Genomic DNA, 23,796 nt, shown 5'->3' with positions numbered 1-23,796 from the left:
GAGGTGGAAAATATGAAAAAAACAAAAAGTTTACTTATTTTAGTCTTAGTAATTGTTGCTGCTTTAACTCTTACTGCTTGCAACTCTAAAAAAACTCCTGAAGACATTGTAGTCGATTCTCAGAATGAAGAAAATGTACAAACTCCAAATGAAAACGCTGAAGAACCTTCTACTATAACTATTACCCATCATCTAGGAGAAACTGTTGTTAATAAAAAACCTGAAAAAGTAATTGTATTTGACTATGCAACTTTAGATTCCTTAGATAAACTTGGAGTGGAAATTATAGGACTTCCAAAGTCTAACATTCCAACGTTTCTTGAAAAATTTAATGATGAAAAATATGAAGATGTAGGGACATTATTTGAACCCAATTTTGAAAAAATTTTTGAGCTTGAGCCAGATGTAATTTTTGTATCTGGTAGACAAGCAGAAGTATACGATGAACTGGCTAAAATAGCTCCTACTGTATTTTTAAACATTGATGGCGCTAACTATATGAAGTCATTTACCGATAATGTTAAACTTTTAGGTGAAATCTTTGGAAAAGAAGATCTAGTGGAAAAAGAACTTGCCTCCATTAATGAAGCTGTTCAAGCTTTAAATAAGGCTGTTACAGAAGATGAAAAAAATGCTCTTATAGTTATGGCTAACGATGGCGCTATAAGCGTTTATGGTGAAGGTTCTCGATTTGGTATAATACATGGTGATTTTGGATTTATACCTATAGATAAAAATATACCCGCAGATAATCATGGTGATAAAGTTACCTTTGAATATATATTAGAAAAAGATCCTCAATATATTCTAATTATTGATAGAGCTGCTACTACTGGTGGCAGTACATCAGCAGAACAAATTTTTGATAATGATATTATTAAACAAACTCAGGCTTATAAAAATGATAAAATAATATATCTTAGCTCACAAGTTTGGTATGTGGCTTCTGGCGGATTAACCGGAACAATGACAATGATAGAAGATATACAGTCTGGATTATAAAATTTCATATCTACAGTATAACTAACAGAAACTCATTTCTGATAAAACTTTAAATAGGGCCTATCTAGAAATGAGTTTTTCTATTATCTTATCTATTAACTAATAATTATTTTTGTTTATTGAACCTTATAATTCATCTAACATAATATGGTAATAAATATATCATAAAGGTGGTCAAAGTATGGAATGTATTACTAGATGCCAATTGAATTTAATGAATGAGTTTCGTATGTTATGGGAACAGCATAGTGCTTGGACTAGAATGGCAATTACAAGTATTGTCTTTAATTTACCTGATGAAAAATATACCGTCAACCGCCTTCTTCGAAATCCTTTGGATTTTGGTGAAGCATTAAAGCCATTTTATGGAGATACTATAGCCACTAATTTTGCTGAATTACTTACAAAGCATCTCACTTTAGCTGCTGATCTTGTTAAAGCTGTTATAGCTGGTGATAATAAAAAAGCAGAAGAACTTGAAAAAAACTGGTATAAAAATGCAGAGGAAATAGCAACTTTACTTGGTACTATTAATCCTTTTTGGTCTGAAGAAGAATGGAAAAGAATGTTATTTGAACATTTAGATTTCGTAAAAACCGAAGCCCTTGATATGATTAATAAAGACTACGAAGCAAGTATAGAAACATATGATAAGCTTGAAATCCAAGCTTTAGAAATGGCAGACGTAATGAGTAATGGAATAATTAAACAGTTCCCATGTAAATTTTATTGCTAATCTAATTAGTTCCTTATTATAAAGCCTATTGCCAAGGCTATATAATTCCTATATTACCTTGGCAATCTAAGTTTAAGGCATAATTTATCACTTTTATCAAATTAAATATTTTTAGTCTAAGTTTATTAACCATACTAAATATTTATATTTTCTATAGAATTCCTCCTTACTTTTCAAATCTGTTATATTAATAAAATTTTCCACTTTCACATCTTCCTTAATAATCTAACTGATAGCTATCATTTCATATAACTATACTAGCTAAAATCCCAAAAGGTTACAAAAATTAAATTATCCGATTTCTAATATTTAAAATTCCGATTTCTTTTATCTATTTTGCTTTGCTCATTGAGAAGCCGAACGTATTCATTATAAATCAATTTTTGTTTATCTGTAGAAACACCTATTATAAAATATTGAAAAATTTTAAGCCATTTTTCAAAGTTTAAATTGACTGGACTATCAGTAATTTGAAATCCTATATTTTCAGAAAGTCGTTTAAGCTGCTTATAGGAAAAAATATTCTTAGTTTTTTCCTTTAAGTTATTGCCACTGCTGCTAAAAATATATGCAATAAAATCATTATACAAATCTGAGTTCTTTTTATCTATTAAAGTATTTTCTCTCTTTTTGATATGAAGAAAAACACTATTAACTTTAGGAACAGGAACAAAATCCGTATTTCTAAATCTATGGATAATTTTGAATTCAAAATATGGCTTAAGAAGTAAAGATCTCATACTTTCTCTACTATATGGATTGCCAGCATATTTTCTGGCTGCCTCATCTTGAATAATAATATATATATCTTCAGGAGGATTAGAAAAAGATGTTAACTTAAGCAAGATTTTTGCTGTAATATTATATGGAATATTTGAAAAAACCTTGTATTTATATTTTTCCAGCAAGTTAAACTCTAGAAAATCTCCATATATAATTTCAACATTTTCTACATTTAAAAATCTACTTTTAAGTTCGTCATATAAATGAACATCATATTCTATTCCATATATTCTTTTGGCTCTTGTGGCTAGCTCATTTGTAATAATTCCCTTACCTGGTCCAATCTCAATTATTATGTCATCTTTATCTATATTGCTTTTCTTTATTAAATCCACTACCAATCTTCTGTTATAGAGAAAATTCTGTGTATCCTGTATTTTAATCATACATCCACCGCCATTCATAAATTTAAAATAATGATCAAATGTGGATTCTTGTATATTCTTTTTATAAATAAATTTTCAAAAAACAAAAAAGCTATAAATAAACTACTCATTTATAGCTTTTGATATCTCCATATCTATAGATCAAACAAATACAAAAATACCTTGTTTTTCTGAACAAGGTATAAACTAAATATAAAGCTGCATGAATGTTCATTACAAGAATCCATTAAGATAAGGTACAAGAAACAGACCTATTTCCTAGGCAATTATACCTTATAAAATATCTAATTGTTTTTATCTAACAATTAAAAAACGAATTCTTATAAAACTAATACCCACTTGCAACTCTCCCTTCAAGATATTTAATTGATTATATCATGGATATATTTATTTATCAACAAATCTTAAGTCATTTATATTAACTTTAATATGAATTAAGTAAATACTTTCAATACAAATTTTAATATTAATCTATAAGAATTAGTTATAAATTCTATCTATGCTTAATCTATATCGTATAATTCTTATCTATAATAAGATACTATTTACAAGGAGGTGATTGATATGGAAATGAGATTTATAAATGGTGAAGAGTATATAGTTATTAACAGAACTACAGGTGAAGTAAATTACTGAGTTCCTGACGAAAAAGGTTATTTCTCCAGATGAACTGAAAAGCCATCTGCCGTTGGCAGAAAATAAATTTATATAACTTATTAAGAAAGGACTATTGATTTATTCAATGGTCCTTCTTAATTAACAAAATTTGAATAATTAGTATTATATAAGCAAAAGATATATATTAAATAATTGATGATATGGAGGAAAATATGATTATAAATAATAAGAGGTATTTTGAAAAGCAACCCATTTCCTATTGGTTAGCATCTGCATTTATGACTAATTATCCTGCTTTAGAAGAAGATATAACTGTAGACATTGCAATAGTTGGAGGTGGATTGGCGGGAATTCAATGTGCATATCAATTAGAAAAAGAAGGGTTTAAAATTGCTGTTCTTGAAGCAACTCACATAGGTCATGGTGCTTCAGGACATACAACGGCCAAAATTACTTCACAGCATAGTCTTATTTACGATAAAATTCAAAATCAATTGGGATCAGAACTAGCGAAACAATATGCTACTGCAAACGAAACTGCCATTCATGAAATTAAAAAAATTGCAGAAGAAAATAATATAGATTGCGAATATATTTCTCAATCCTCATTTGTATATACACAACAAGATGAGTACTTACAAAAAATTCATGATGAAGTCAAAGCAGCCTCAAGTCTAGGTATAAAAGCTTCCTATATAGAAAATATACCTTTTCCAATTCCCATTAAGGGAGCTGTTCGATTTGATAATCAAGCTCAATTTCATCCCCTTAAGTATTTATTTTCTTTAGCAGAGATTATTCATAATAAGGGTGTTCAGATATATGAACAAACTAGAATCGTAGATATTGAGGAAAGCGACAATTATGTAATTGTAACTTCACATGGAAAAAAAATCACTGCTGAAAAGGTAATTATTGCATCTCACTATCCTTTTATAATAAGCATGGAATGTACTTCGCAAGAATTTATACTTCCAGAACTTATATTGTAGGGATTAGAGCAAAGGAAAAATATCCAGGTGGAATGTATATAAACGCAGAAAAACCCACCCGTTCCCTGAGACTAGCCAATATACCAGGAGGTGAGCTTATCCTAGTGGTTGGAGACGAACACAAAACTGGTCAAGGTGAAGATATGAACAGACATTATGGAGCATTAATAGATTTTGCAAGTGAGGTATTTACTATAGAGGATGTTCCATTTCGATGGTCTACTCAAGATTGCATGACTTTAGACGGTATACCCTATATAGGAAAATTCACTTCAAATACGCCTAACCTATATGTAGCCACTGGATTCCAAAAATGGGGAATGACAAATAGTACAGTCTCCTCCTTAGTCCTTAAGGATTTGATTATAAAAGGTGAAAGTCCATGGCAAGATGTATATGATCCATCACGTAAAACCATTGCTGCATCTACAAAAAATTTTATTGTTCAGAATGCCGACGTTGCAAAACATCTAGTAAAGGGAAAACTTTCATCATTAGATAAAGATATAGATATCCAGAATGGAGAAGGAAAAGTCTTAGAAATAGATGGAAATAGGGTTGGAGCCTATAGAGATGAGGAAGGTAAGCTTTACTTAGTAAATACCACTTGCACACATATGGGATGTGAATTAAACTGGAATTCTGCTGAAAGATCCTGGGATTGTCCTTGCCATGGTTCAAGATTTTCCTATCAAGGAGAAATATTAGAAGGTCCATCAGTAAGCCCTCTAAAAGTTGGTCATGATGTAAATACTATCGAAAAATTATTTAAAGATGATTTTTAGAAACGTAGGAAAAGCGTCTATCGATAACATTAAAGTAGAACTTTCCTGTTTTCTATAAGAATAAGCTCAGGCTTCTAAGCCTGAGCTTATTCTTATATGGCAATTTTATTGCTCCATTTTCCACATCTATCTCCAAAGCAGCCAATATCACTGCTGTTCTCATTAATAGTAACAACTTCACATCTATTTGCACATCCATTACATTCAAAACTTTTAGAAATGAATTTATTTTCTGCAAGATCTAGACCTTTGAAATTGGTCCTCCCATTTTTTTCAACAGCTTCCTTCGCTATTATAGCGGCACCTATTGAACCCATTACATTATAATGTTCAGGAACAAATATCTCAAAATTCAAAGCATTTTCAAAGGCTGTTTTTATTCCTTTATTAGCTGCAACTCCTCCTTGAAAAAATACTTTAGGCATAATCTCTTTACCTTTTCCAATATTATTAAGGTAGTTTCTAACTAAAGCATCACAAAGACCTCTTATTATATCAGATTTATTATATCCCAACTGCTGCTTATGTATCATATCTGATTCAGCAAAAACTGCACACCTTCCAGCAATTCTTACAGCTGTATTTGATTTTAAAGCATAATCACCAAATTCTTCAATTGGAATATCAAGTCTTTCTGCCTGTCTATCGATAAATGAACCTGTACCCGCTGCGCAAACTGTATTCATTCCAAAGTCAGAGACTACTCCATTTCTTAGAATAATAATTTTTGAATCCTGACCTCCAATTTCAATTATTGTTTTTACATCCTTATCTATCTCAAGGGCAGCAACTGCATGGGTTGTTATTTCATTCTTTATTGCATCAGCTCCTATTAATGTTGCAGCTATCTGTCTGCCGCTTCCAGTAGTTCCAGCTGCTCCAATTTTGATTCCATCATATTTATCCCTTAAAATCTTTAGTCCATCCTGAACAGCCTTTATTGGACTTCCCTTAGTCCTTAAATAAATCTTTTCTATTACATTCATCTTGTTATCTAAAATCACAAGATTAGTACTCACTGAACCTACATCAACTCCAAGATAATGCATCTTTCTTTCTCCTTTCAAGCAAATCTACAAATGCTTCAATCCTAGTAACAAATCCAGCTTCACCAGTCATTTCATCAACTACAAGGGACATTATAGGGAAATCTTTATCCTTTGATATTGTAGGCAAGATTGCCTTCGAAACGATTTCTGGCATACAGCCCATTGGAAATATTTGAATAGCCCCATCAAAACCTCCCTCATAAGCCAAAACTGCTTCACCAATACATTCCCTTGCATGCCCCCCTATTCCAAGGTTGAGATATTCTTTCGCTCCTCTTTTTATATCAAGTGAATTTAATTTAGTAGGAACTAATGCAGTATTTTTGACCCACCAACTAGGTGTCAACCCTCTTGATGTTGTAATTCCATAATCCATCAATTTATCCTCAACATATAAGTTTGAAAATGGTTCAATTACAGTATAAATTTCGCCTATTATAGCTATTTTAATTGGATTTTTATTTTTGTCTATTTCTATACTATTTATATTATTTTTATAGTCTTCTAGCAAATTAATCATTTCTTTAGGACTCTTACATTTTAAAGCATCTCTCTTACAATTATTTAGCAGAGATTTACATTGACCATTTATCTTTTCATATCCAGCTAAATAATGTGCCTTTGCTTCTATTTCATCAATTAAATTTATCACCTTTATGGCATCTAATAAAGCCCTTATCTTTTGATGATTTCGTTTATTACTGCCTCCCGATATCCTGTTTATTCTATGAAATAGTTCTTTTATCCCTATATCTTTTGGAAAATCTAATAATATAAACTCTAAATTGTATCCAAGCTTATTCAATAAGTTTATCTGCATTTCACCATATTCTCCAAATCTACATGGTCCACAGCTTCCTGGAAGTATTACTGTATTCGCCCCTTTTTCAATAGCCTGTATATAATTTCCTATCATTATTTTGAATGGTAGGCACATTTCTTCAGGAGAATGTAAAGAACCAATTTCCAGAGCTTCCTTATTATTAAATGGTGGCATTATATACTCTACTTCAAGACCATCAAATAATGTTTTTGCAGCTAAATATACATTTCCTAAATGTGGAGCTGTTATTTTCATATTAATGACTCCTTTCCAACATATCTACAAAAGCTTCCACTCTTGTATCAAGACCTGCCTCACCAGTATGCTCATCTACCTTCAATATCATAAAAGGAAATTCCCCTATTTTATCCTTAATAAGTTCAACTACTACAGAATCTATTCCACATGCAAAGGAAGATATATATATAATTCCATCAAATAGTCCTTCTCTAGATCCATATACTGTAAATCCATAGGAATTTCTAGCAAATGTCCAGAAAGGTCTTTTATATAATTTTTTAACTTCCAAATCTATCGATTCATCATCCACATGTTCTTCTGTTATGACACCTACCCCTAATTCATTAAGTTTTTGGACTATGTTCATATTAATAAAATTATCATAAATATTATATGGATGACCTGCCAAAGCAACTCTAAATTTGTAATTCTCATCTTTTATGCCTTGTTTATGACTTTTCTGTTCATCTAATGCCATACTAAACGCCTTTCTTATTCTAGAACTATCTTTTGTTATTTTACTTCCTGCTTCTTCAGCCCAGCTATAAAGTCTTCTTTTTGATATAGCATAAATAGGCTCTGTAATAGTTTCAGTAATATCAGGTATACTATTTAAGATCATTTCAGGAAGTCCGCAGAACTTTGGACATATATATTCTCTTTCTCTAACCTGCATTATTCTAGGAATTACAATAATGTCACATTTATCTTTCAATGAAGAAACATGCCCATGAAATATCTTAACTGGAAGACAAGCTTCATCTACTGAATATTTAATACCTTCATCTAATATCTTTTTATTAGTATCAGATGAAGTAATTATTTCAGCTCCTAGTTCAGAAAAAAATGTTTGTAAAAAAGGATGATATGTATAATACAATAACCCTTTAGGAATTCCTACTTTCATCTTTACCTCCTTAAAAATTATGATTACATCCGTATATTATTGGCATAATTCTATAAAGTATTCAATTATATTGATAAATTATATGAAGTTATATAAAAAAGGTTCTCACAAAGCATTAGAAGTATCTTTCCTTGAAATACATTAAGGCCAAGTTAATATTTAAAAAGAATAATTGCAAGAACTTTTCTATAGATTTAAAAAAACCTATAGACATAATTTAAAATAAATAATTAGTCTATAGGCTATATATAATATTATCCCTCAAGGTAAGCCTTTCTTACCCTTTCGTCTGCTACCATTTTTTTTGCATTACCTTCCATTTCTATTTCTCCATTTCGGATTATATAGCTCTATCTGCTGCATTGAGAGCCATATTTGCGTTTTGTTCTACTAGAAGAACCGTAGTTCCTACCTCATTTATATTTCTTATAATAGAGAATATTTCCTTTACTATTATTGGAGCAAGCCCCATAGAAGGTTCATCTAATAAGATAAGTTTTGGCTTCGACATTAGAGCACGACCTATTGCAAGCATCTGTTGCTCTCCTCCTGATAATGTTCCAGCCATTTGCTCTTTTCTTTCAAGAAGTCTTGGAAATAAAGAAAATATCTTTTCAAAGTCCTTCTTAATTTCTCCTCTATCGTTTCTTGTATACGCTCCCATCTCCAAGTTTTCCATTACGCTCATCTTAGAAAAAATTCTTCTTCCTTCTGGAACATGAGATATTCCTAACTTAACAGTATCTGTAGCATTTAAAAAATTGATTTTTTCTCCATTGAATTTTATTTCTCCACTTTTAGGTTTCTCCATTCCAGATATAGCCTTTAAAGCTGTAGATTTTCCTGCTCCATTTGCACCAATAAGAGTAACTACTTCTCCTTCTTCTATCTTGATGCTTACATCTTTAAGTGCATGAATCCCTCCATAATATACATTTACATTTGAAAGTTCTAACATTGTGCTGCCTCCTCACCTAGATAGGCCTTGATTACCCTTTCATTTTTTTGTATCTCCTCGGGTACACCACTAGCAACTAAATATCCGTAGTCAAATACAAATATTCTTTCACAAATATTCATAACTAATGACATATCATGCTCTATCAGGATTATTGTAAGATCAAAAGTCTCTCTTATCCATTTAATTAGAAAGTTAAGTTCCTTAGTCTCTTTAGGATTCATTCCTGCAGCTGGCTCATCTAATAATAATAATTTTGGCTTTGCAGCTAAAGCCCTTGCAATTTCAAGTCTTCTTTGATCACCGTAAGGAAGATTTTTTGCAAGCTCATCTTTCTTATCTAATAGATTAAATTTACTAAGAAGTTCCATTGCCTCATCATAAGTATTTTTTTCAGATTTATAATATGAAGGCAGTTTAAATAAAGCTGAAACTACACCATATTTTAGACCATTATGAAATCCAATGAGTACATTATCAAGTACTGTCATATTTTTGAAAAGTCGTATATTCTGAAAAGTTCTAGAAATTCCATAGTGAGTAATTTTATGGGGTTTTAAGTCTTTAGCCGTTACTTCTTTCTCCAAATTATAAATTATTTCTCCTGATGTAGGAGTATATATACCAGTCAATAAGTTAAAAAATGTTGTTTTTCCAGCACCATTTGGCCCAATTAGACCAATAATTTCTCCCCTATTTATATCTAAACTAACATCTGTAATTGCTTTGATACCACCAAAGCTCTTTGATAGATTACTTACTTTCAACACTGACATCTTTTCTTCCTCCCTTCTTAAATATTTTAAATTCTTCTTTACCTAAAAGTCCTGTCGGTCTATAAACCATTATCACAAATAAAATCAGTGAATAAATTACCATTCTAAGTTCAGGTATCCCTTGAAGAAATAATGAAATTATTGATAATAGAAGGGCCCCAATAATTGATCCTGTAATGCTACCCATTCCACCAAATACAACAATTACTAGTATATCAATTGATTTCATAAAACCAAAAGAGTCAGGTTTTATAAAATAAAAGTAATTAGCATATAGTGATCCTGCAATACCTGCAAAAAAAGCACCAATAGCAAAGGCTAAAACTTTATAGAAAGTAGTATTAATTCCCATAGCCTCTGCTGCTATTTCATCTTCTCTTATGGCTATACATGCTCTACCGTGATAAGAATTGATAAAATGTTTGATTAAAAATACGGTAGCCACAGTCATTATAAAAATCCAAGTCCAATTTGTATATTGAGGAATGTCATTAAATCCAATAGCTCCACCTATATAATCAATATTTAATGCTAAAATCCTTATAATTTCACCAAATCCAAGAGTAGCTATAGCTAGATAATCACCTTTTAATCTTAAAGTTGGAATTCCAATAAGAACACCAGCAAAAGCTGCTATAACTCCTGATGCCAATATGGCTGCTATAAATGGCTGTCCCAATTTAGCAGTAATTACTGCTGATGTATATGCTCCTATTGACATAAAAGCTGCATGACCCAATGAGAATTGACCTGTAAATCCAGTAATTAAATTTAACCCAGTAGCTAATATAATATTAATTCCAACAAGAAAAATGTTTAATTGGAAATAAGAGTCTATAATACCTGCATCCATCAAAATTTTCACTAGAAAATAAATTATAATCAATAGGCTAAAACCTATAGTCTTTTTTTTGTCTATTTTTTTCATTTGTCTTCCCCCTATACCTTTTCCTTTATAGTCTTTCCTAGAAGTCCATTAGGCTTAAATAATAAGACTATAATAAGTATTGAAAAGGCAACAGCATCTTTGAATACTGACCCTCCATAAGCAGAGACAAGAGTTTCTGTCATGCCAAGGAAGAACCCTCCAAATACTGCTCCAGGAATAATGCCTATTCCTCCTAATACTGCCGCAACAAATGCCTTTAATCCTGGCACTGTTCCCATTAGAGGATTTATAGTATTATAATAGACTCCAACCAAAACTCCAGCGGCCCCTGCTAATGCAGACCCAAGAGCAAATGTAGCTGATATGGTTTTGTTTACATCTACTCCCATAAGTTCAGCAGCATCTTTATCGAGAGAAACAGCTCTCATTGCCTTACCTATTTTAGTTCTATGAACTATATATTGAAGTCCAATCATCAATGCAATAGTTATTAAAATAATATAAATATTTTTTGTATCTAATATAACTCTTCCGTCAAACAGAGTCAGTATTTTACTTTTTAACACTTCTGGAAATGTTCTTGTATCTGGTTTTACAAAATACACCATGGTATATTCTAAAAATAGTGATACAGATATAGCAGTAATAAGAGCAGCAATCCTTGTAGAATTTCTTATAGGCTTATATGCTATTTTTTCTATTATGATTCCAAGAACACTACAAACTAACATTGAAATTAGCAATGAAGGAAAAAAACCTAATCCTAGAAAGGTTGTTAAGGCAAATCCTACATATGCTCCTATCATATAAATATCACCATGGGCAAAATTAATTAAATTTATTATTCCATATACCATGGTATAACCTAATGCTATTAGAGCATATATGCTTCCAAGTGATATTCCATTTATTAATTGCTGTAATAGTTGTTCCATTTTTAACTTCCTTTCTATAATAAGTCTATATGAACAATGTCTTAAAAGAGCTAATTATCTAAAAGACATTGTTCACTTTTAATTATTTTGGATCCAATTTTTTCAAGAATGTTGGAACCCCATCTTTCATTTCTATTATTGTCACAGATTTTACTGGGTTATGTTTTTCATCTATTGAGACAGTTCCCGTTACCCCTTTAAAATCCTTAGTTGATGCAATAGCATCTTTTAATTTTTCTGAGTTTACTTCTCCAGCTCTCTCTAAAGCATCCTTAAGAAAATATCCTAAATCATATCCTAATGCATTGAAAGCATCAGCCTCTTTACCATATTTTGCTTTGAAGTTTTCTTTAAATTTTACTACTTCTTCTGCTTCATCCATTGGAGAATAATGACTTGAATAATAAACCTGATTTAAAACATCTTTTCCTGCAATTTCAGTAAGCTTTGGTGATTCATATCCATCAGCACCAAGTATTGGTACATTTAATCCTAGTTCCCTTGCTTGTCTAACTATTAAACCAACTTCTTCGTAATAACCAGGAACAAATAATACTTCTGGATTTAATCCCTTAAGATTTGTCAAAACTGCTTTAAAATCTGTATCTTTAGCTTGATAAGCTTCTTCAGTTAACACTTTACCACCTTGAGATGTAAAAGTTTCTTTAAAAGCCTTTGAAAGTCCTTTAGCATAATCAGATGTACTGTCAGCTAATATTGCTGCATTTTTAAATCCTAAATCCTTTAAAGCAAATTCTGCCATCATAACCCCTTGGAAAGAATCGCTGAAACAAGTTTTAAATACATATTCTCTAACATTTCCATTGCTATCAACTGTAACATCATCTGCCGTTGCTGAAGCTGATATCAGAGGAATCTTATTTTGAGTTGCTGCTGGTATTGCAGCCTTTGTATTTCCAGATGTAGCTGGGCCAAGTAATGCAACTACCTTATCTCTAGTAACTAATCTTGTAGAAACATTTGCTGATTCTGTATCTTCTGATTTATTATCAACTTTAATAGGTTGTATTTGTTTTCCAAGAACTCCACCATTTTTATTTATTTCTTCGATAGCTAGCAATACTCCATCACTTAAATTTTGACCATAAGTGGCAACATCACCTGATAACTCATAGTTTACTCCGACTTTTATTGTATCTGAATTAGCTTGATTACTTGCTGGTTTAGATGTACATCCTGCAAGAAGACTTAATATAAGAACTAGTGATAATACTCCTAATAATTTTTTATTCATTTAAAACACCCTCCAATTATAATTTTTGAAATAATATTTTTAAGTATTACATCTTTCTCTTGGTTTATATTAATCACCATAAAAACAGGCCTTATTTTTATGAAAAATTGTTCTAAAAAAGCCTCTACATGTATGTTAAATACATGTAGAGGCTGTTAAAGCGTTACCACTCTACTTTATAATTATCTCACGATAATTAACTCACTAGGTTCAAATTTAAACCCTGACCTTTTAACGGAGTCTACCGATATGGCTTACTTAGTTCAGCCATATAACTCAGAAGTGATTGCTTCCTATTATATCAACACTGGTTCTCAGCTACTCCAGCTCTCTGTACTTGATTATTTAATAGTTCACTCTTCATCTTAGTTTTATGATTAAATTTAATATCAGATTGCAATCTTTTTTGTATTTAAAAACTAATATAGCACGATAAAGTAATGCTGTCAATGGCTTTTTTGAAAATATTTTTTAAAAAATTTCAATTGACTAAATTTTCAACCTTATTCCCACCATAAGTATTTGTATTTCTTATGATTTCTAGCACTTGGATTTAAATTGTTTTACATAAATTGGAATATAAGTTAATTGACCATTTTTTCTTGTACTCTCCATAATGGAAATCTTATTTACAGTCATTTTTACTTTATCAATTTCAATCGAATTTTTTATATTATTAAATTCTTCTGTAAGGATTATTTCTCTGCCTAAAGTTATATGTGGAACAAACCTTCTTTCTTCCTTTGGATATTCATAAAATTCTAACCTATCTTCTAAATTAGAATATAATAAATCTAATTCCTTATTCTGTTGTAATCCTATCCAAATTATTTTTTTATTTTTCCTAGGGAATTCTCCAAGTTCTTTAAAAACTATTTGAAAAATTTCTCGATTTAATGATATATAATTAATAATCTCTTTTAATTTATTTAGCTCATGCTCCTTCACTTCACCAATAAATCGAAGTGTTAAATGAAAATTTTCTTTGCTAGTAAAATTACCTGCACTACTATGGTTCTTAACTATCTGCTGTATTTTATATAAGTATTCCTTTACTTCTTCTGTAAACTCTATAGCTAAAAAAACACGCATAATTTTCCCTCCTAATAACGATTCTATAGAATATTATATCCAAAAACTTCAAATTTCCTTATTATAATTAATATGCTAATCAAATTCACTAAGATTAAAAATTATCAACCTTGATGTTTTATTTTTTATTTGGTATTATTAAATAACAAGTATACCCCATGGAGGTTTGTTTATGAAAGAAAAATTCCTTAGCATATTATCAGTTTTTACAGCTTTTGGTGCAGCTTTTTGCTGAGGCGGTGGATTAATATTAGCGTCCCTAGGTCTAGGGACAATAGGTACAGCTTATTTATCCAACCTTACAAAATACAAGCCTATTTTCGTTATAGTCACTGCTATTTTAATGTATTGGTCCTATAGTTTAATTGAAAAAAGAAATTCTAACAGAACAACTAAAATAATCTTTTGGATTTCTGCTGTTGTTTCAATTTTAATTTTATATTATCCAACTATTTTAAGTTTGATTTTAAATCATTAGAAACTTGAATTAGATAGATAAAAAAACACAAATCCTCCTTTAAGATTTGTGCTTTTTCATTTTTCACTAAGAGTTATTAGATATTTTAAATACTTATATTACTATTGAATTTTTTGAATCTATAAAATATAGAATGGCAGAATCCCATACACATCTTGCTAAAACTTTCTTCCTCCTCCACCATGGCTTCTTCCACTAGAAGAATTATGAGTTGTACTTTTACCACTGGAAGAATTAGAATTGTTTGTAGGCTTAGGTATAATCCTATGAGTCACAAAAGTATCTACTAATTTATCTTCATTTGAAGTTAATTTTACCAAACTATTATTTCTATAGGAAAAGGGATTTACAACCCTCGGTGTTTTATATCTTGATTTAGTAGTAAAATAAAACAGACTACTAGTTACTATCCCACCAATTATACTAATTATTACATCAGTAAATGTTAGGATGTTTTTAGGTTTTATATATTCAGGCTCATTATATTGATTTGAGGGAATTCCAGCCTCTAGATAATCTTTAGTCCCCCTTAAAAATCCCATAGCAGCTCCATAGTAATCACCTTCAACTAAGCCACTATCAAATACAATATCTAATATCCTTTCTATCCTTGCATCTGTCAGATATCTAATTCCTATTCCGGAGGTGGATATATAGGCTTCTCTATTATCCATATCTATTAAGAATAATATACCATCATAGTTATCTCCTACCCCAAAACCTCCATAGTCAAAGAAATCGTCTGCATATTCTCTTGACGTTTTACCATCGGTATCACTAGTAGTTACAATAACTATATCCATATTATAATCATTGGATAAATTATTTACCTCAGTTTGTAATTTAATTATTTCGTCTTCAGTAAATAACATAGCATCATCAAATACTAAGGATTTTTCAGCTGATACAGTAATTGGTTGTACAATTAATATAAAAGATAATATTAGAATTATTAATCTTTTAGATAGACTTACCATATTAACATCCCTCCTATTAAAAGAGTGATAAAAGTAACTATAAATATTATCATAGCTACATTAAATGCTTTCTGTTTGTTAAAAGGCAGTTCTCCAAAAGATTTGCCCGTTTGACCATTTACTGCATATACAAAGGTTTTTCCCTTATAAAGGTAAGTTAATATCCATGTTGGTAAAAGAGTATAGCTCCATTTATTATAATTTACCTTAGAATTATTTCTTATATCATTTACTAAATTAAATCCAGATATAGTTTCATCTATTAAAGATTTTGAGTATTTACCAACTCTATCTTCCACTTTAGGAATAATATCTTCTTTTTCCATATCATATTGTTCAGCAAAAAAACCTGAGAGATATGCCATAGAAAAGTCTATGATCTCATTTTCATTATACGGTGCTATACCATTTAAAAGTGTGTCATCTATTTTAGTAAAAGCTACTTCCCCTACGTTTTCTATATTAATCTGACCTTTTCTTACGATTTGATATTTTTTAGTTTCTGTAAATTCTCTATCTCCACTGCGCCATACTCTAATATTTCTCGCCTCTCCTATATAATCTATATCAACTTCACAGTCAGCCCACCAATATGGTAAATATATTCCAGTTATCTTTTCTAATTGTGAATTGCTATAGAAATCATTAGGAACGAATCTCTTATTTTGTGCCCAATCTAGAAAGTTTTGTTTTGCTTTGTTCTTATCAACGGAAAATGGTATTAGCTTATTAGGTTGAAAGTTACCTATTAACCTATCTGATATTATAACTGGATTATGACAATAATAACAAAAAGTAGCCGTAGTAGTATCATCAGTGACTATTTTCGCTCCACAACTATTGCATTCATAGGATGATAACTGCCGAGAATCTATATTATTATGATAAAGTTCTTCTTTTTCATCTTTTTCAGTATATATATCATCTATTTCTTCTTCAGTATATTCACTTAAACAAAAATCACATTTGAATTTTTGCAGTGCAGGTTTAAAATGTATTCCTGCACCGCAACTTGGACATTTATAACTCTTTATAGTCATAGCCCACCTCTTTCCTAAATAAAGAATACTTAGATTATATTAAAATTTGGTTCCACATTCTGGACAAAACTTTGGAATCTCACCACTTGGTTTATATCCACAGTTAGAACATTGTTCTGGAGTCGCTCTTTTTGTTCCACATTCCGAACAAAAATTACCTCCATTTTTTGTACCACAATTACTACAGAACCAATATCCTTTATTAGGTATACCTTGAGCCTGACTTTGTTGATTTTGTTCTTTAGCCATTTGATTTTGGTTAGATGCTGATGCAGCTCCCATAAAACTACCTGCCCCCTGCATTCCTACTCCCATACCCATGAAAGCAGATGCAGCTCCTCCTTCATTTGATCCAGCAGCTTCTAACCCTCTAGCAATAGAACCCTGTACATAGCCCTCACGTACTGATGGATCACCTAACATGGCTCCTTTATTTCTCATATTAATTAATTCTTTAGACTCATCATCATAAGAAATATTAGCTATGCCTACAGATTGTATTTCCATTCCTCTCATTCTTTTCCATTCCTCATCTAGGATATTTGCCATATATTGACTCAATTCCCTGCCCTTTGAAGGAACATGAGATATACGGATTCCATCAACTGACATTTGATTCATTGCCGATTGCAAAGCTTCTAAAAACTCAGATAAGTATTGCTCATTAATATCCTCAATATCTACTTTGTCCTTATTTCTTGGTATTGCTTCCACAAAAAATAGTAGTGGATCTGTTATTTTTATAGAATAAGTTCCAAAGGTTCTTAAAAATAGCTCTGAATTATAAAAATTATCAAAGTAGTTTAAAGGATTTGGAGTCCCAAATTTTATTCCCTTTATCTCTTGTAGGTTTATATAATATACCTTTTGAGAAGTAGGTGTTACACCACCATATTTCACACGTTGAAATGATTCATCTAGAGCTTCTTCAAAATTTCCATTAAAAAGAGATGGTAAAGATGAATTATCTACTTTATAATATCCTTCTTCAGCAGTATAATCTATAATCTTTCCCCCATCTACAAGTATCATAAACTGATTTGGATATACATGAATTATTGATCCATTTGAAACTGTATTTTCTGTCCCCTTTTTATTTGCCCCTCTTCTATCATCTTTTCTGACGGTTATACCAGATGTAAATACAGTATTATCACCCATATCGTTTGGTTCAATTATCTCCAACCATTGATCAGCAAGAGTGCCTCTTATGGCTGAACTAAGTGCTTTTATTAGTCCCATTTTTACTACCTCCTAAGAATATATTAATTTAATATATTTAGTGCTATATCTTTAATTTTATACCCATTTTAAAATTTTTCAATTTAATATATAAAATTAATCATATAATTATAAAAATAATTAATTTTTTCTAAAAAACACTTGACAATTAATTTTATAATGAATATAATATTTTCTAAATAAATATTTGGCCTTGAAGAGGACTAGTAAATAGAAAGATTCTAAAAGGAAGGAAGATCCATCGACTGAAAGATTTTCTAAGATTACTTCTTTTGAACCCACCCTCTAAGCTGCAAATGAAAAAATTTGTCCGTTTCGCCAACGTTACAGGCTTCAAGAGGATTAAGTTTTATTTACTGCTTAATCAATTTGGGTGGTACCGCGAATTACCTTCGTCCCAGTATTGGGATGAAGGTTTTTTTATACCCTAACACAATGAGCGTAACGAGTAAATGAATTTGAGTTTCGAAACTGTAAAAAGTCGTTTAAATTATCAATTAGTGAAAGGAGAATTTAAAATGGAGATAAATAAATTCAAAAATAAGAATATAAATAAAAATATAGTGTTAAAAAAAGTAGAGCAGGATAAACATGTTCCTGATGACTTTTATTCAACTACAAATTATAAAACTCTGGTATTTTATAATAATAAATGGACAGAGGTAAAAAAGCAAAGAATGGATGCACTTATAGTCATAGATGAACAAGGTGCATCATGTAAAAAACTAAGAGATATAAGAAAAGGTGATATGGTAGTATGTAGTGATTCGGGAGTTAAAATTCTAAAAGATAAGAATGCAATGGTAGAAGATTCTTTCAACTTTATGAATAGTTCTGTCTCTTCCGAAAGAAGAAATAATATTATTATAAAAGATTTAGCCTATGAATTATTCTATAATGACAAGAAGTTAACTGTAGTTGCTGGGCCTGTTGTAGTCCATACAGGTGGAGACTACTATCTCTCAGAGCTTATTAAAGGAAATTATGTTTCCAGTTTATTAGCTGGAAATGCCCTTGCAGTTCATGATATAGAAAAAAATCTCTTTGGTACTTCCTTGGGAGTATGTGCAAGATCAGGTAAAGTAACCCACAATGGCTATAGAAATCATATGAGGGCTATAAATCAGGTTATGGAATATGGCTCCATAAAAGAAACCGTTGAAGCAAAGATACTTCGCTCAGGTATAATGTATGAATCTATAAAAAATCATACTCCATTTGTCCTTGCGGGAAGTTTAAGAGATGATGGTCCATTACCAGATACAATTACTGATATGATCGAAGCTCAAGAAGCCTATAACAAATATTTACAATCTTCAGATATAGTTCTAGTCCTTGGATCTATGCTTCACGGGATTGCCAGTGGAAATATGCTTCCTGCAAAGATCAAGATGATATGTGTAGATATTAACTCTGCCGTGGTTACAAAACTATGCGATAGAGGAAGCAGTCAAACTATAGGTATTGTCACTGACGTAGGGTTATTCTTAAATCTATTGGTCTATGAAATTGAAAGCCTAAAAAATAACATAGGCACTAGATTAGCAACCTAGTGCCTAATTACTAATATATGAAATTAAATTTACATTAGTGTATTCCATCAAATTCAATTTCATGTTGGATGATCTCATTTATACGCTTTTCAATTCTATCAAGGTCAAAGTTTGCTTCTTTCTTTATGCTTTTTCTAAGCATAGGTCCAATCTGCCCAATATCATCTCCTATATCGTATAAAAGCTCTAGGGCAGCAGAAGCCTCCAGTTCATTTCTTGGTATTTCCACCATTCTTGCTAATATAGAATTTTCAGTTTTGGATGCTATTATTGGAGATTTTACTTCCTCAACATACACAACAGTTCTTCTCCCCGGTCCCCGATCATCCTCAATAGGTTCAAGGCTAATGATTTTATCAGAACGAGCAAACTTACCATAGCCTAATGGAACCATTACTCCTTCTTTAATTTCCATATAAAACACCACCAAGTTAAGATTTTTATCAATATATTTTAGAATTAAGCATTATTATTTTACTCATTCCTATGGTATTTATACAAAATTCATACTCTATACATAAAAAGACATATAACCTCATTAAATGAATCTTATTGTATAAACTGACAAATTTAAATCTTCATTAATAATATAGAATATATCTTACATATTTTCTTAAATAGATTTGCTATCTGAATGCTTAATTCAAGTTAATATATAAATAAATTCTTTAAATCTCATGTACAATAATATTATCTTTTTTAACAATTTAGATATTTATTTTTCATTATAAGAGTAATTAATTCTATATAGAATAAATCCTCCTAGAATCATTAAACTTTATCAAGGAGGATTATTATTAACTATTTATTTTGTGGCTTTTTTGCAATTAATTCTATTTCAACATCTGCACCAAGTGGCAGTTCCAAAACTGCTATAGTCGTTCTAGCAGGATAAGGTTCCGAAAATTGGGTTTTATATACTTCATTCATTGCAGAGAAATTCTTCATATCTGTTAGATATACATTTACTTTTACTACATCATCTGATGTAAGATTAGCTGATTCTAATATTTTAAATAAATTGATAAAGCATTCTTTTGTTTGTTCAGTTATATTTCCTTTATCAGTTGGCATGGGATCTGCATTCATCACAGTTTGTCCTGATAAAAAAACTAGCTCTCCAGCATCAACTGCATGTGAATATGGTCCTGATGCCGATATACCATTTGCATTATAAGCTTTTCTTACCATTATTGTCCTCCTTATTTTATATTCTATTATAAGATTATATATTAAATTCTTATTTAAATAAAGCCTCTTGCCATAGTTTGCCAACTCTCATAATAGATCAAAGTAGTATTTTATATTTTTTTATCAATAATAATTCAAATTTCTAACAATCTATTTGATTTAACTTTAGCCCTTTAGTGATGAATTTTATCATGATATTACTTAAAAAATATATGGTATTAACTAATTATATTTTTTGATATAATGTTTAGTAAATGTTACATATTTTGAGAATTACAGTACTGAAATTTACTATATGTAGGAGGTTCAGAATGAGAGAATTGACAAATGTTGAGGAAAAAATTTTGGATAAAGCCTTATATCTTATTGGCAAAATTGGTTCCTTCAACGTCCCAATAAGAGCTATAGCTAAAGAAGCTAATGTAAATGTGAGTGCGGTAAATTATTATTTTCGTACAAAAGATGAAATGTTACGTCATGTAAAGGAATTCTATATAGATAACACAATTGCAGCTTACTCTATACTAGATAGTGATGAATATAATGATAAAGAAAAGGTTATCTTATCTGCAAATGAAATAATGGAGTATACACTAAAATATCCTGGAATTCTTACCATTTTAAAAGAAGCCATGGATAAAAAGGACATTAGTGAAGTAGATGCTAAAATAGTTGAAGTAACTAATGCTATGAATGAAAAACTAGATAAAACATTGGATAATGTCTTAAATCAAAATGATATAATGTTTCAATATAATAAAATGATATTTCTATCTTCTATATTATATCCAACTATCAATTATGATTTTAAAAACTTTGACAACAGTGTTTTAGATAGCAAAGATGAAAGATTAAAATATATTACTTATATAATAGATAGATTAAAATCATGTTCAAATGATTAAATTTAAGCATCTAAAATAAAATGATTTCGATAAATCAAATAATCGAAATCACTTTTTTGTTTTAAATTAAAACAATTTGTTTTAAACATATTGATTTAGTCTGTTAAATAATTTATAATCTAATTAACAGCTGTTTGTTCACAATAAACTATATATTAAATTCTTTTAAACATTAAATAATATTAAAGGGAGGATTTTTTATGGCATTTGATAATCTTTTTAGTCCTATAAAGATTAGAGGTATGGAGCTTAAAAATAGAGTTGTATTTCCAGCAATGGGAACAAAGATGCCCAGTGAAGATAAATATGTTACACAGCAAATTATAGACTACCATGTAGCTAGAGTATTAGGTGGAAATGGCTTGAACTTTACCGAAGTATGTGGAGTACATGATCCATCTACCCCTAAAAATTTTCTTTCCATTGGTGATGACAAGTATGTTCCTGAATTGAAAAAACTTGTTGATGCTATACATTCTGCCGGGGGAAAAGCAGGTATACAGCTTTGGCAAGGAGGCATGGCTACAGCTAGTTATCAAAATGAAGATATAATATTAGTTAGCGATACTCCAATTTATGGAACTGATAAAGTAATACCCGGCGCAAGTATTGAAACTATAAAAGAAGTAATAAAATCCTTTGGTTATGCTGCTAGGCGTGCAGTTGAAGCAGGATTTGACTGTATAGAATTTCATGCCGGTCATAATTATTTACCACATGCATTTTTAAGTCCATTCTTCAATAAAAGAACTGACGAATATGGTGGCTCCTTTGAAAATAGAGCGAGATTTTTAATCGAATGTATAGAATCCATTCGTAATAATATACCAGAGAATATGCCTTTATTTATGCGTATCGTAGCACATGATGATAATTTAGAAAATGGTATAACTATCGAAGAAACAATTGAGTTTTGTAAATTAGCTAAGAAAGCTGGCATAGATGTACTTAATGTATCACGTGGAAACTTTTCATCAGCAGCAATAAAATATGAAGTACCTCCAGTTGACCTGCCAAGAGGATTTAATGTTGATAATGCAGAAAGAATAAAAAAAGAAACAGGAATGATTACAATAGCAGTTGGCCGTATCAATGATCCTTCTCAAGCAGATGAAATAATTAAAATTGGAAAAGCTGATATGGTAGTAGTAGGCCGCGGTCAATTAGCTGATCCAGAATTCTGCAACAAAGCATCTTCAGGTAAAGAAAATACTATTGTAAAATGCGTAGGCTGTAATCAAGGTTGCTATGATGGGTTTGTAAATCCAGAGGTACCATATATTACATGTTTAAGAAATCCAGCATTAGGCAGAGAAGCAGAATATAGGCTCATAAAAACGGATAATCCTAAGAAAATTTTAATAGCTGGTGGTGGCGTAGCAGGACTAGAAGCTGCCATTACCTTAAAACGTAGAGGTCATGCCCCTATATTATGTGAATCTAATAATTCTCTTGGTGGACAATTTGTCCTTGCTGGTGAAGCACCACGAAAAGAAGAATTAAAAGCAGCAGCACTATCTATGGGCGAAATGGCAAAATTAGAAAATGTTGAAATAAGACTATCTACTCCTGTCACTCCTGAACTTATTAAGGAAATAAATCCAGATGAGGTTATAATAGCAATAGGTGCTGAGCCAATTAAACCAAATATTACAGGCAGCAATGGAGATCATGTAACAAACTCTCATGATATATTGGCTGGAAACTCAACTGCAAATGGAAATGTTGTAGTTATTGGTGGAGGTCTTGTCGGATTGGAAGTTGCTGAATATCTTTCTGAATCAGCTAACAGTATTACAGTTGTAGAAATGCTAGATCAAGTAGCAAAGGATCTTGGTCAACTTCGTAAAATATGTGTAATGGAAAGCCTTCATACACACAATATAAAAACATTTACATCTGCCAAATGTGTCGAAATTAAAGAGGATGCTGTAATAATAGAAAAAGATGGAGAACTTCAAGCACTCCCTTGTAATTCTGTTGTAATTGCAATAGGAGCAAAATCTCGTGCATCTAATGATATTATAATATACTGTGATGAAAATAATATTCCTTACCACACTATTGGTGATGCAGTACGTGCACGTAGAGCGCTTAATGCTACAGCTGAAGCTGCGGAAGTAGCAAGGGCAATATAAATAATCATAACTACCCGTAAATGAAGTGCACCCCAAAAGTTAAAAA

General features: G+C 30.7%; 21 protein-coding genes, 1 pseudogene and 2 other annotated features. Of the genes and pseudogenes, 7 read left to right on the top strand and 15 right to left on the bottom strand.

Going from position 1 to position 23,796, the window contains the following annotated elements:
* The first annotated feature begins 12 nt into the window (after nucleotides 1–12).
* Together CIW83_RS18625 and CIW83_RS18620 are read left to right on the top strand one after the other, a co-directional pair.
* Nucleotides 13–1,002 carry a siderophore ABC transporter substrate-binding protein gene (locus CIW83_RS18625; protein ID WP_094903977.1) on the top strand — a complete coding sequence of 330 codons (990 nt, stop codon included), beginning with the start codon at nucleotides 13–15 and terminating at the stop codon, nucleotides 1,000–1,002.
* A 181-nt stretch (nucleotides 1,003–1,183) separates the two neighbouring features.
* On the top strand, nucleotides 1,184–1,738 hold the full coding sequence (locus CIW83_RS18620) for a hypothetical protein (RefSeq protein WP_201260034.1): 555 nt from the start codon (nucleotides 1,184–1,186) through the stop codon (nucleotides 1,736–1,738).
* Between the two features lie 302 nt (nucleotides 1,739–2,040).
* Here the strand turns inward: CIW83_RS18620 and erm are convergent, their stop codons facing one another.
* Nucleotides 2,041–2,907: a 23S ribosomal RNA methyltransferase Erm gene (gene erm, locus CIW83_RS18615; RefSeq protein ID WP_235601406.1), complete on the bottom strand. Its 867-nt coding sequence runs from the start codon at nucleotides 2,905–2,907 to the stop codon at nucleotides 2,041–2,043.
* Nucleotides 2,908–3,737: 830 nt separating this feature from the next.
* On the opposite strand from erm, the gene CIW83_RS23335 reads away from it, so the two are divergent.
* Both CIW83_RS23335 and CIW83_RS24555 read left to right on the top strand, forming a co-directional pair.
* Nucleotides 3,738–4,517, top strand: coding sequence for an FAD-binding oxidoreductase (locus CIW83_RS23335; RefSeq protein ID WP_201260033.1), 780 nt, complete (start codon nucleotides 3,738–3,740; stop codon nucleotides 4,515–4,517).
* Nucleotides 4,475–5,302 carry an FAD-dependent oxidoreductase gene (locus tag CIW83_RS24555; RefSeq protein ID WP_201260032.1) on the top strand — a complete coding sequence of 276 codons (828 nt, stop codon included), beginning with the start codon at nucleotides 4,475–4,477 and terminating at the stop codon, nucleotides 5,300–5,302. The genes CIW83_RS23335 and CIW83_RS24555 overlap by 43 nt, the downstream gene beginning before the upstream one ends.
* A 92-nt stretch (nucleotides 5,303–5,394) precedes the next feature.
* Here the strand turns inward: CIW83_RS24555 and CIW83_RS18605 are convergent, their stop codons facing one another.
* The 12 genes and pseudogenes from CIW83_RS18605 to CIW83_RS18550 form a co-directional block, all read right to left on the bottom strand.
* Nucleotides 5,395–6,351, bottom strand: a complete 957-nt coding sequence (locus CIW83_RS18605; RefSeq protein ID WP_094903975.1) for an acyl-CoA dehydratase activase — start codon at nucleotides 6,349–6,351, stop codon at nucleotides 5,395–5,397.
* Nucleotides 6,332–7,429 carry an acyl-CoA dehydratase activase-related protein gene (locus tag CIW83_RS18600; RefSeq protein WP_094903974.1) on the bottom strand — a complete coding sequence of 366 codons (1,098 nt, stop codon included), beginning with the start codon at nucleotides 7,427–7,429 and terminating at the stop codon, nucleotides 6,332–6,334. The genes CIW83_RS18605 and CIW83_RS18600 overlap by 20 nt, the downstream gene beginning before the upstream one ends.
* A gap of 1 nt (nucleotide 7,430) precedes the next feature.
* Entirely contained in the window at nucleotides 7,431–8,321 is an 891-nt protein-coding gene (locus CIW83_RS18595; protein ID WP_094903973.1) for an acyl-CoA dehydratase activase-related protein, read from the bottom strand.
* 254 nt (nucleotides 8,322–8,575) lie between these two features.
* Nucleotides 8,576–9,279 (bottom strand): annotated as a pseudogene (locus CIW83_RS18590) (ABC transporter ATP-binding protein).
* On the bottom strand, nucleotides 9,273–10,055 hold the full coding sequence (locus tag CIW83_RS18585) for an ABC transporter ATP-binding protein (RefSeq protein ID WP_094903972.1): 783 nt from the start codon (nucleotides 10,053–10,055) through the stop codon (nucleotides 9,273–9,275). The pseudogene CIW83_RS18590 and the gene CIW83_RS18585 overlap by 7 nt, the downstream one beginning before the upstream one ends.
* Nucleotides 10,033–10,983 carry a branched-chain amino acid ABC transporter permease gene (locus tag CIW83_RS18580; RefSeq protein ID WP_094903971.1) on the bottom strand — a complete coding sequence of 317 codons (951 nt, stop codon included), beginning with the start codon at nucleotides 10,981–10,983 and terminating at the stop codon, nucleotides 10,033–10,035. Before CIW83_RS18580 ends, CIW83_RS18585 begins: the two co-directional genes overlap by 23 nt.
* Nucleotides 10,984–10,994: 11 nt before the next feature.
* On the bottom strand, nucleotides 10,995–11,879 hold the full coding sequence (locus CIW83_RS18575; RefSeq protein WP_094903970.1) for a branched-chain amino acid ABC transporter permease: 885 nt from the start codon (nucleotides 11,877–11,879) through the stop codon (nucleotides 10,995–10,997).
* A gap of 82 nt (nucleotides 11,880–11,961) precedes the next feature.
* Nucleotides 11,962–13,134 carry an ABC transporter substrate-binding protein gene (locus CIW83_RS18570; protein ID WP_094903969.1) on the bottom strand — a complete coding sequence of 391 codons (1,173 nt, stop codon included), beginning with the start codon at nucleotides 13,132–13,134 and terminating at the stop codon, nucleotides 11,962–11,964.
* Nucleotides 13,135–13,278: 144 nt separating this feature from the next.
* Nucleotides 13,279–13,510 (bottom strand) — a binding site (T-box leader).
* A 164-nt stretch (nucleotides 13,511–13,674) separates the two neighbouring features.
* Nucleotides 13,675–14,226 (bottom strand): RNA 2',3'-cyclic phosphodiesterase, encoded by a 552-nt coding sequence (gene thpR, locus CIW83_RS18565; RefSeq protein WP_094903968.1) that lies wholly within the window; start codon nucleotides 14,224–14,226, stop codon nucleotides 13,675–13,677.
* Between the two features lie 636 nt (nucleotides 14,227–14,862).
* Complete coding sequence (locus CIW83_RS18560) at nucleotides 14,863–15,681, bottom strand: TPM domain-containing protein (RefSeq protein WP_094903967.1); 819 nt, start codon at nucleotides 15,679–15,681, stop codon at nucleotides 14,863–14,865.
* Nucleotides 15,675–16,721 (bottom strand): hypothetical protein, encoded by a 1,047-nt coding sequence (locus CIW83_RS18555; protein WP_094903966.1) that lies wholly within the window; start codon nucleotides 16,719–16,721, stop codon nucleotides 15,675–15,677. The genes CIW83_RS18560 and CIW83_RS18555 overlap by 7 nt, the downstream gene beginning before the upstream one ends.
* 39 nt (nucleotides 16,722–16,760) lie before the next feature.
* Nucleotides 16,761–17,963 carry an SPFH domain-containing protein gene (locus CIW83_RS18550; RefSeq protein WP_094903965.1) on the bottom strand — a complete coding sequence of 401 codons (1,203 nt, stop codon included), beginning with the start codon at nucleotides 17,961–17,963 and terminating at the stop codon, nucleotides 16,761–16,763.
* A gap of 184 nt (nucleotides 17,964–18,147) precedes the next feature.
* Nucleotides 18,148–18,366, top strand: a binding site (T-box leader).
* A 115-nt stretch (nucleotides 18,367–18,481) separates the two neighbouring features.
* On the opposite strand from CIW83_RS18550, the gene CIW83_RS18545 reads away from it, so the two are divergent.
* The gene (locus tag CIW83_RS18545) at nucleotides 18,482–19,516 is read left to right on the top strand and encodes a TIGR00300 family protein (protein WP_158220176.1); all 1,035 of its coding nucleotides are present in this window, start codon (nucleotides 18,482–18,484) and stop codon (nucleotides 19,514–19,516) included.
* Nucleotides 19,517–19,550: 34 nt separating this feature from the next.
* On the opposite strand, the gene CIW83_RS18540 is transcribed toward CIW83_RS18545, so the two are convergent.
* A complete protein-coding gene (locus tag CIW83_RS18540; RefSeq protein WP_094903963.1) occupies nucleotides 19,551–19,931 on the bottom strand; it encodes a hypothetical protein in 381 nt (126 codons plus the stop codon).
* Nucleotides 19,932–20,317: 386 nt separating this feature from the next.
* On the bottom strand, nucleotides 20,318–20,707 hold the full coding sequence (locus tag CIW83_RS18535; RefSeq protein ID WP_201260031.1) for a RidA family protein: 390 nt from the start codon (nucleotides 20,705–20,707) through the stop codon (nucleotides 20,318–20,320).
* A gap of 311 nt (nucleotides 20,708–21,018) precedes the next feature.
* On the opposite strand from CIW83_RS18535, the gene CIW83_RS18530 reads away from it, so the two are divergent.
* Both CIW83_RS18530 and CIW83_RS18525 read left to right on the top strand, forming a co-directional pair.
* Nucleotides 21,019–21,612: a TetR/AcrR family transcriptional regulator gene (locus CIW83_RS18530; protein WP_094903962.1), complete on the top strand. Its 594-nt coding sequence runs from the start codon at nucleotides 21,019–21,021 to the stop codon at nucleotides 21,610–21,612.
* A gap of 200 nt (nucleotides 21,613–21,812) precedes the next feature.
* Nucleotides 21,813–23,750, top strand: a complete 1,938-nt coding sequence (locus CIW83_RS18525) for an FAD-dependent oxidoreductase (protein ID WP_094903961.1) — start codon at nucleotides 21,813–21,815, stop codon at nucleotides 23,748–23,750.
* The last annotated feature ends 46 nt before the right edge of the window (nucleotides 23,751–23,796 follow it).

It is taken from the genome of Tissierella sp. P1 (assembly GCF_002266425.1).
In the GTDB taxonomy this organism is placed as follows: Bacteria; Bacillota; Clostridia; order Tissierellales; family Tissierellaceae; genus Tissierella; species Tissierella carlieri.
This window is presented reverse-complemented; position numbering and strand designations above follow the sequence as displayed.

Bases quoted from the DNA above. Each gene is read 5' to 3' on its own strand.
- CIW83_RS18625 (WP_094903977.1), top strand. From the start codon at position 13: ATGAAAAAAACAAAAAGTTTACTTATTTTAGTCTTAGTAATTGTTGCT.
- CIW83_RS18620 (WP_201260034.1), top strand. From the start codon at position 1,184: ATGGAATGTATTACTAGATGCCAATTGAATTTAATGAATGAGTTTCGT.
- erm (WP_235601406.1), bottom strand. From the start codon at position 2,907: ATGATTAAAATACAGGATACACAGAATTTTCTCTATAACAGAAGATTG.
- CIW83_RS23335 (WP_201260033.1), top strand. From the start codon at position 3,738: ATGATTATAAATAATAAGAGGTATTTTGAAAAGCAACCCATTTCCTAT.
- CIW83_RS24555 (WP_201260032.1), top strand. From the start codon at position 4,475: ATGTACTTCGCAAGAATTTATACTTCCAGAACTTATATTGTAGGGATT.
- CIW83_RS18605 (WP_094903975.1), bottom strand. From the start codon at position 6,351: ATGCATTATCTTGGAGTTGATGTAGGTTCAGTGAGTACTAATCTTGTG.
- CIW83_RS18600 (WP_094903974.1), bottom strand. From the start codon at position 7,429: ATGAAAATAACAGCTCCACATTTAGGAAATGTATATTTAGCTGCAAAA.
- CIW83_RS18595 (WP_094903973.1), bottom strand. From the start codon at position 8,321: ATGAAAGTAGGAATTCCTAAAGGGTTATTGTATTATACATATCATCCT.
- CIW83_RS18585 (WP_094903972.1), bottom strand. From the start codon at position 10,055: ATGTCAGTGTTGAAAGTAAGTAATCTATCAAAGAGCTTTGGTGGTATC.
- CIW83_RS18580 (WP_094903971.1), bottom strand. From the start codon at position 10,983: ATGAAAAAAATAGACAAAAAAAAGACTATAGGTTTTAGCCTATTGATT.
- CIW83_RS18575 (WP_094903970.1), bottom strand. From the start codon at position 11,879: ATGGAACAACTATTACAGCAATTAATAAATGGAATATCACTTGGAAGC.
- CIW83_RS18570 (WP_094903969.1), bottom strand. From the start codon at position 13,134: ATGAATAAAAAATTATTAGGAGTATTATCACTAGTTCTTATATTAAGT.
- thpR (WP_094903968.1), bottom strand. From the start codon at position 14,226: ATGCGTGTTTTTTTAGCTATAGAGTTTACAGAAGAAGTAAAGGAATAC.
- CIW83_RS18560 (WP_094903967.1), bottom strand. From the start codon at position 15,681: ATGGTAAGTCTATCTAAAAGATTAATAATTCTAATATTATCTTTTATA.
- CIW83_RS18555 (WP_094903966.1), bottom strand. From the start codon at position 16,721: ATGACTATAAAGAGTTATAAATGTCCAAGTTGCGGTGCAGGAATACAT.
- CIW83_RS18550 (WP_094903965.1), bottom strand. From the start codon at position 17,963: ATGGGACTAATAAAAGCACTTAGTTCAGCCATAAGAGGCACTCTTGCT.
- CIW83_RS18545 (WP_158220176.1), top strand. From the start codon at position 18,482: ATGGAGATAAATAAATTCAAAAATAAGAATATAAATAAAAATATAGTG.
- CIW83_RS18540 (WP_094903963.1), bottom strand. From the start codon at position 19,931: ATGGAAATTAAAGAAGGAGTAATGGTTCCATTAGGCTATGGTAAGTTT.
- CIW83_RS18535 (WP_201260031.1), bottom strand. From the start codon at position 20,707: ATGGTAAGAAAAGCTTATAATGCAAATGGTATATCGGCATCAGGACCA.
- CIW83_RS18530 (WP_094903962.1), top strand. From the start codon at position 21,019: ATGAGAGAATTGACAAATGTTGAGGAAAAAATTTTGGATAAAGCCTTA.
- CIW83_RS18525 (WP_094903961.1), top strand. From the start codon at position 21,813: ATGGCATTTGATAATCTTTTTAGTCCTATAAAGATTAGAGGTATGGAG.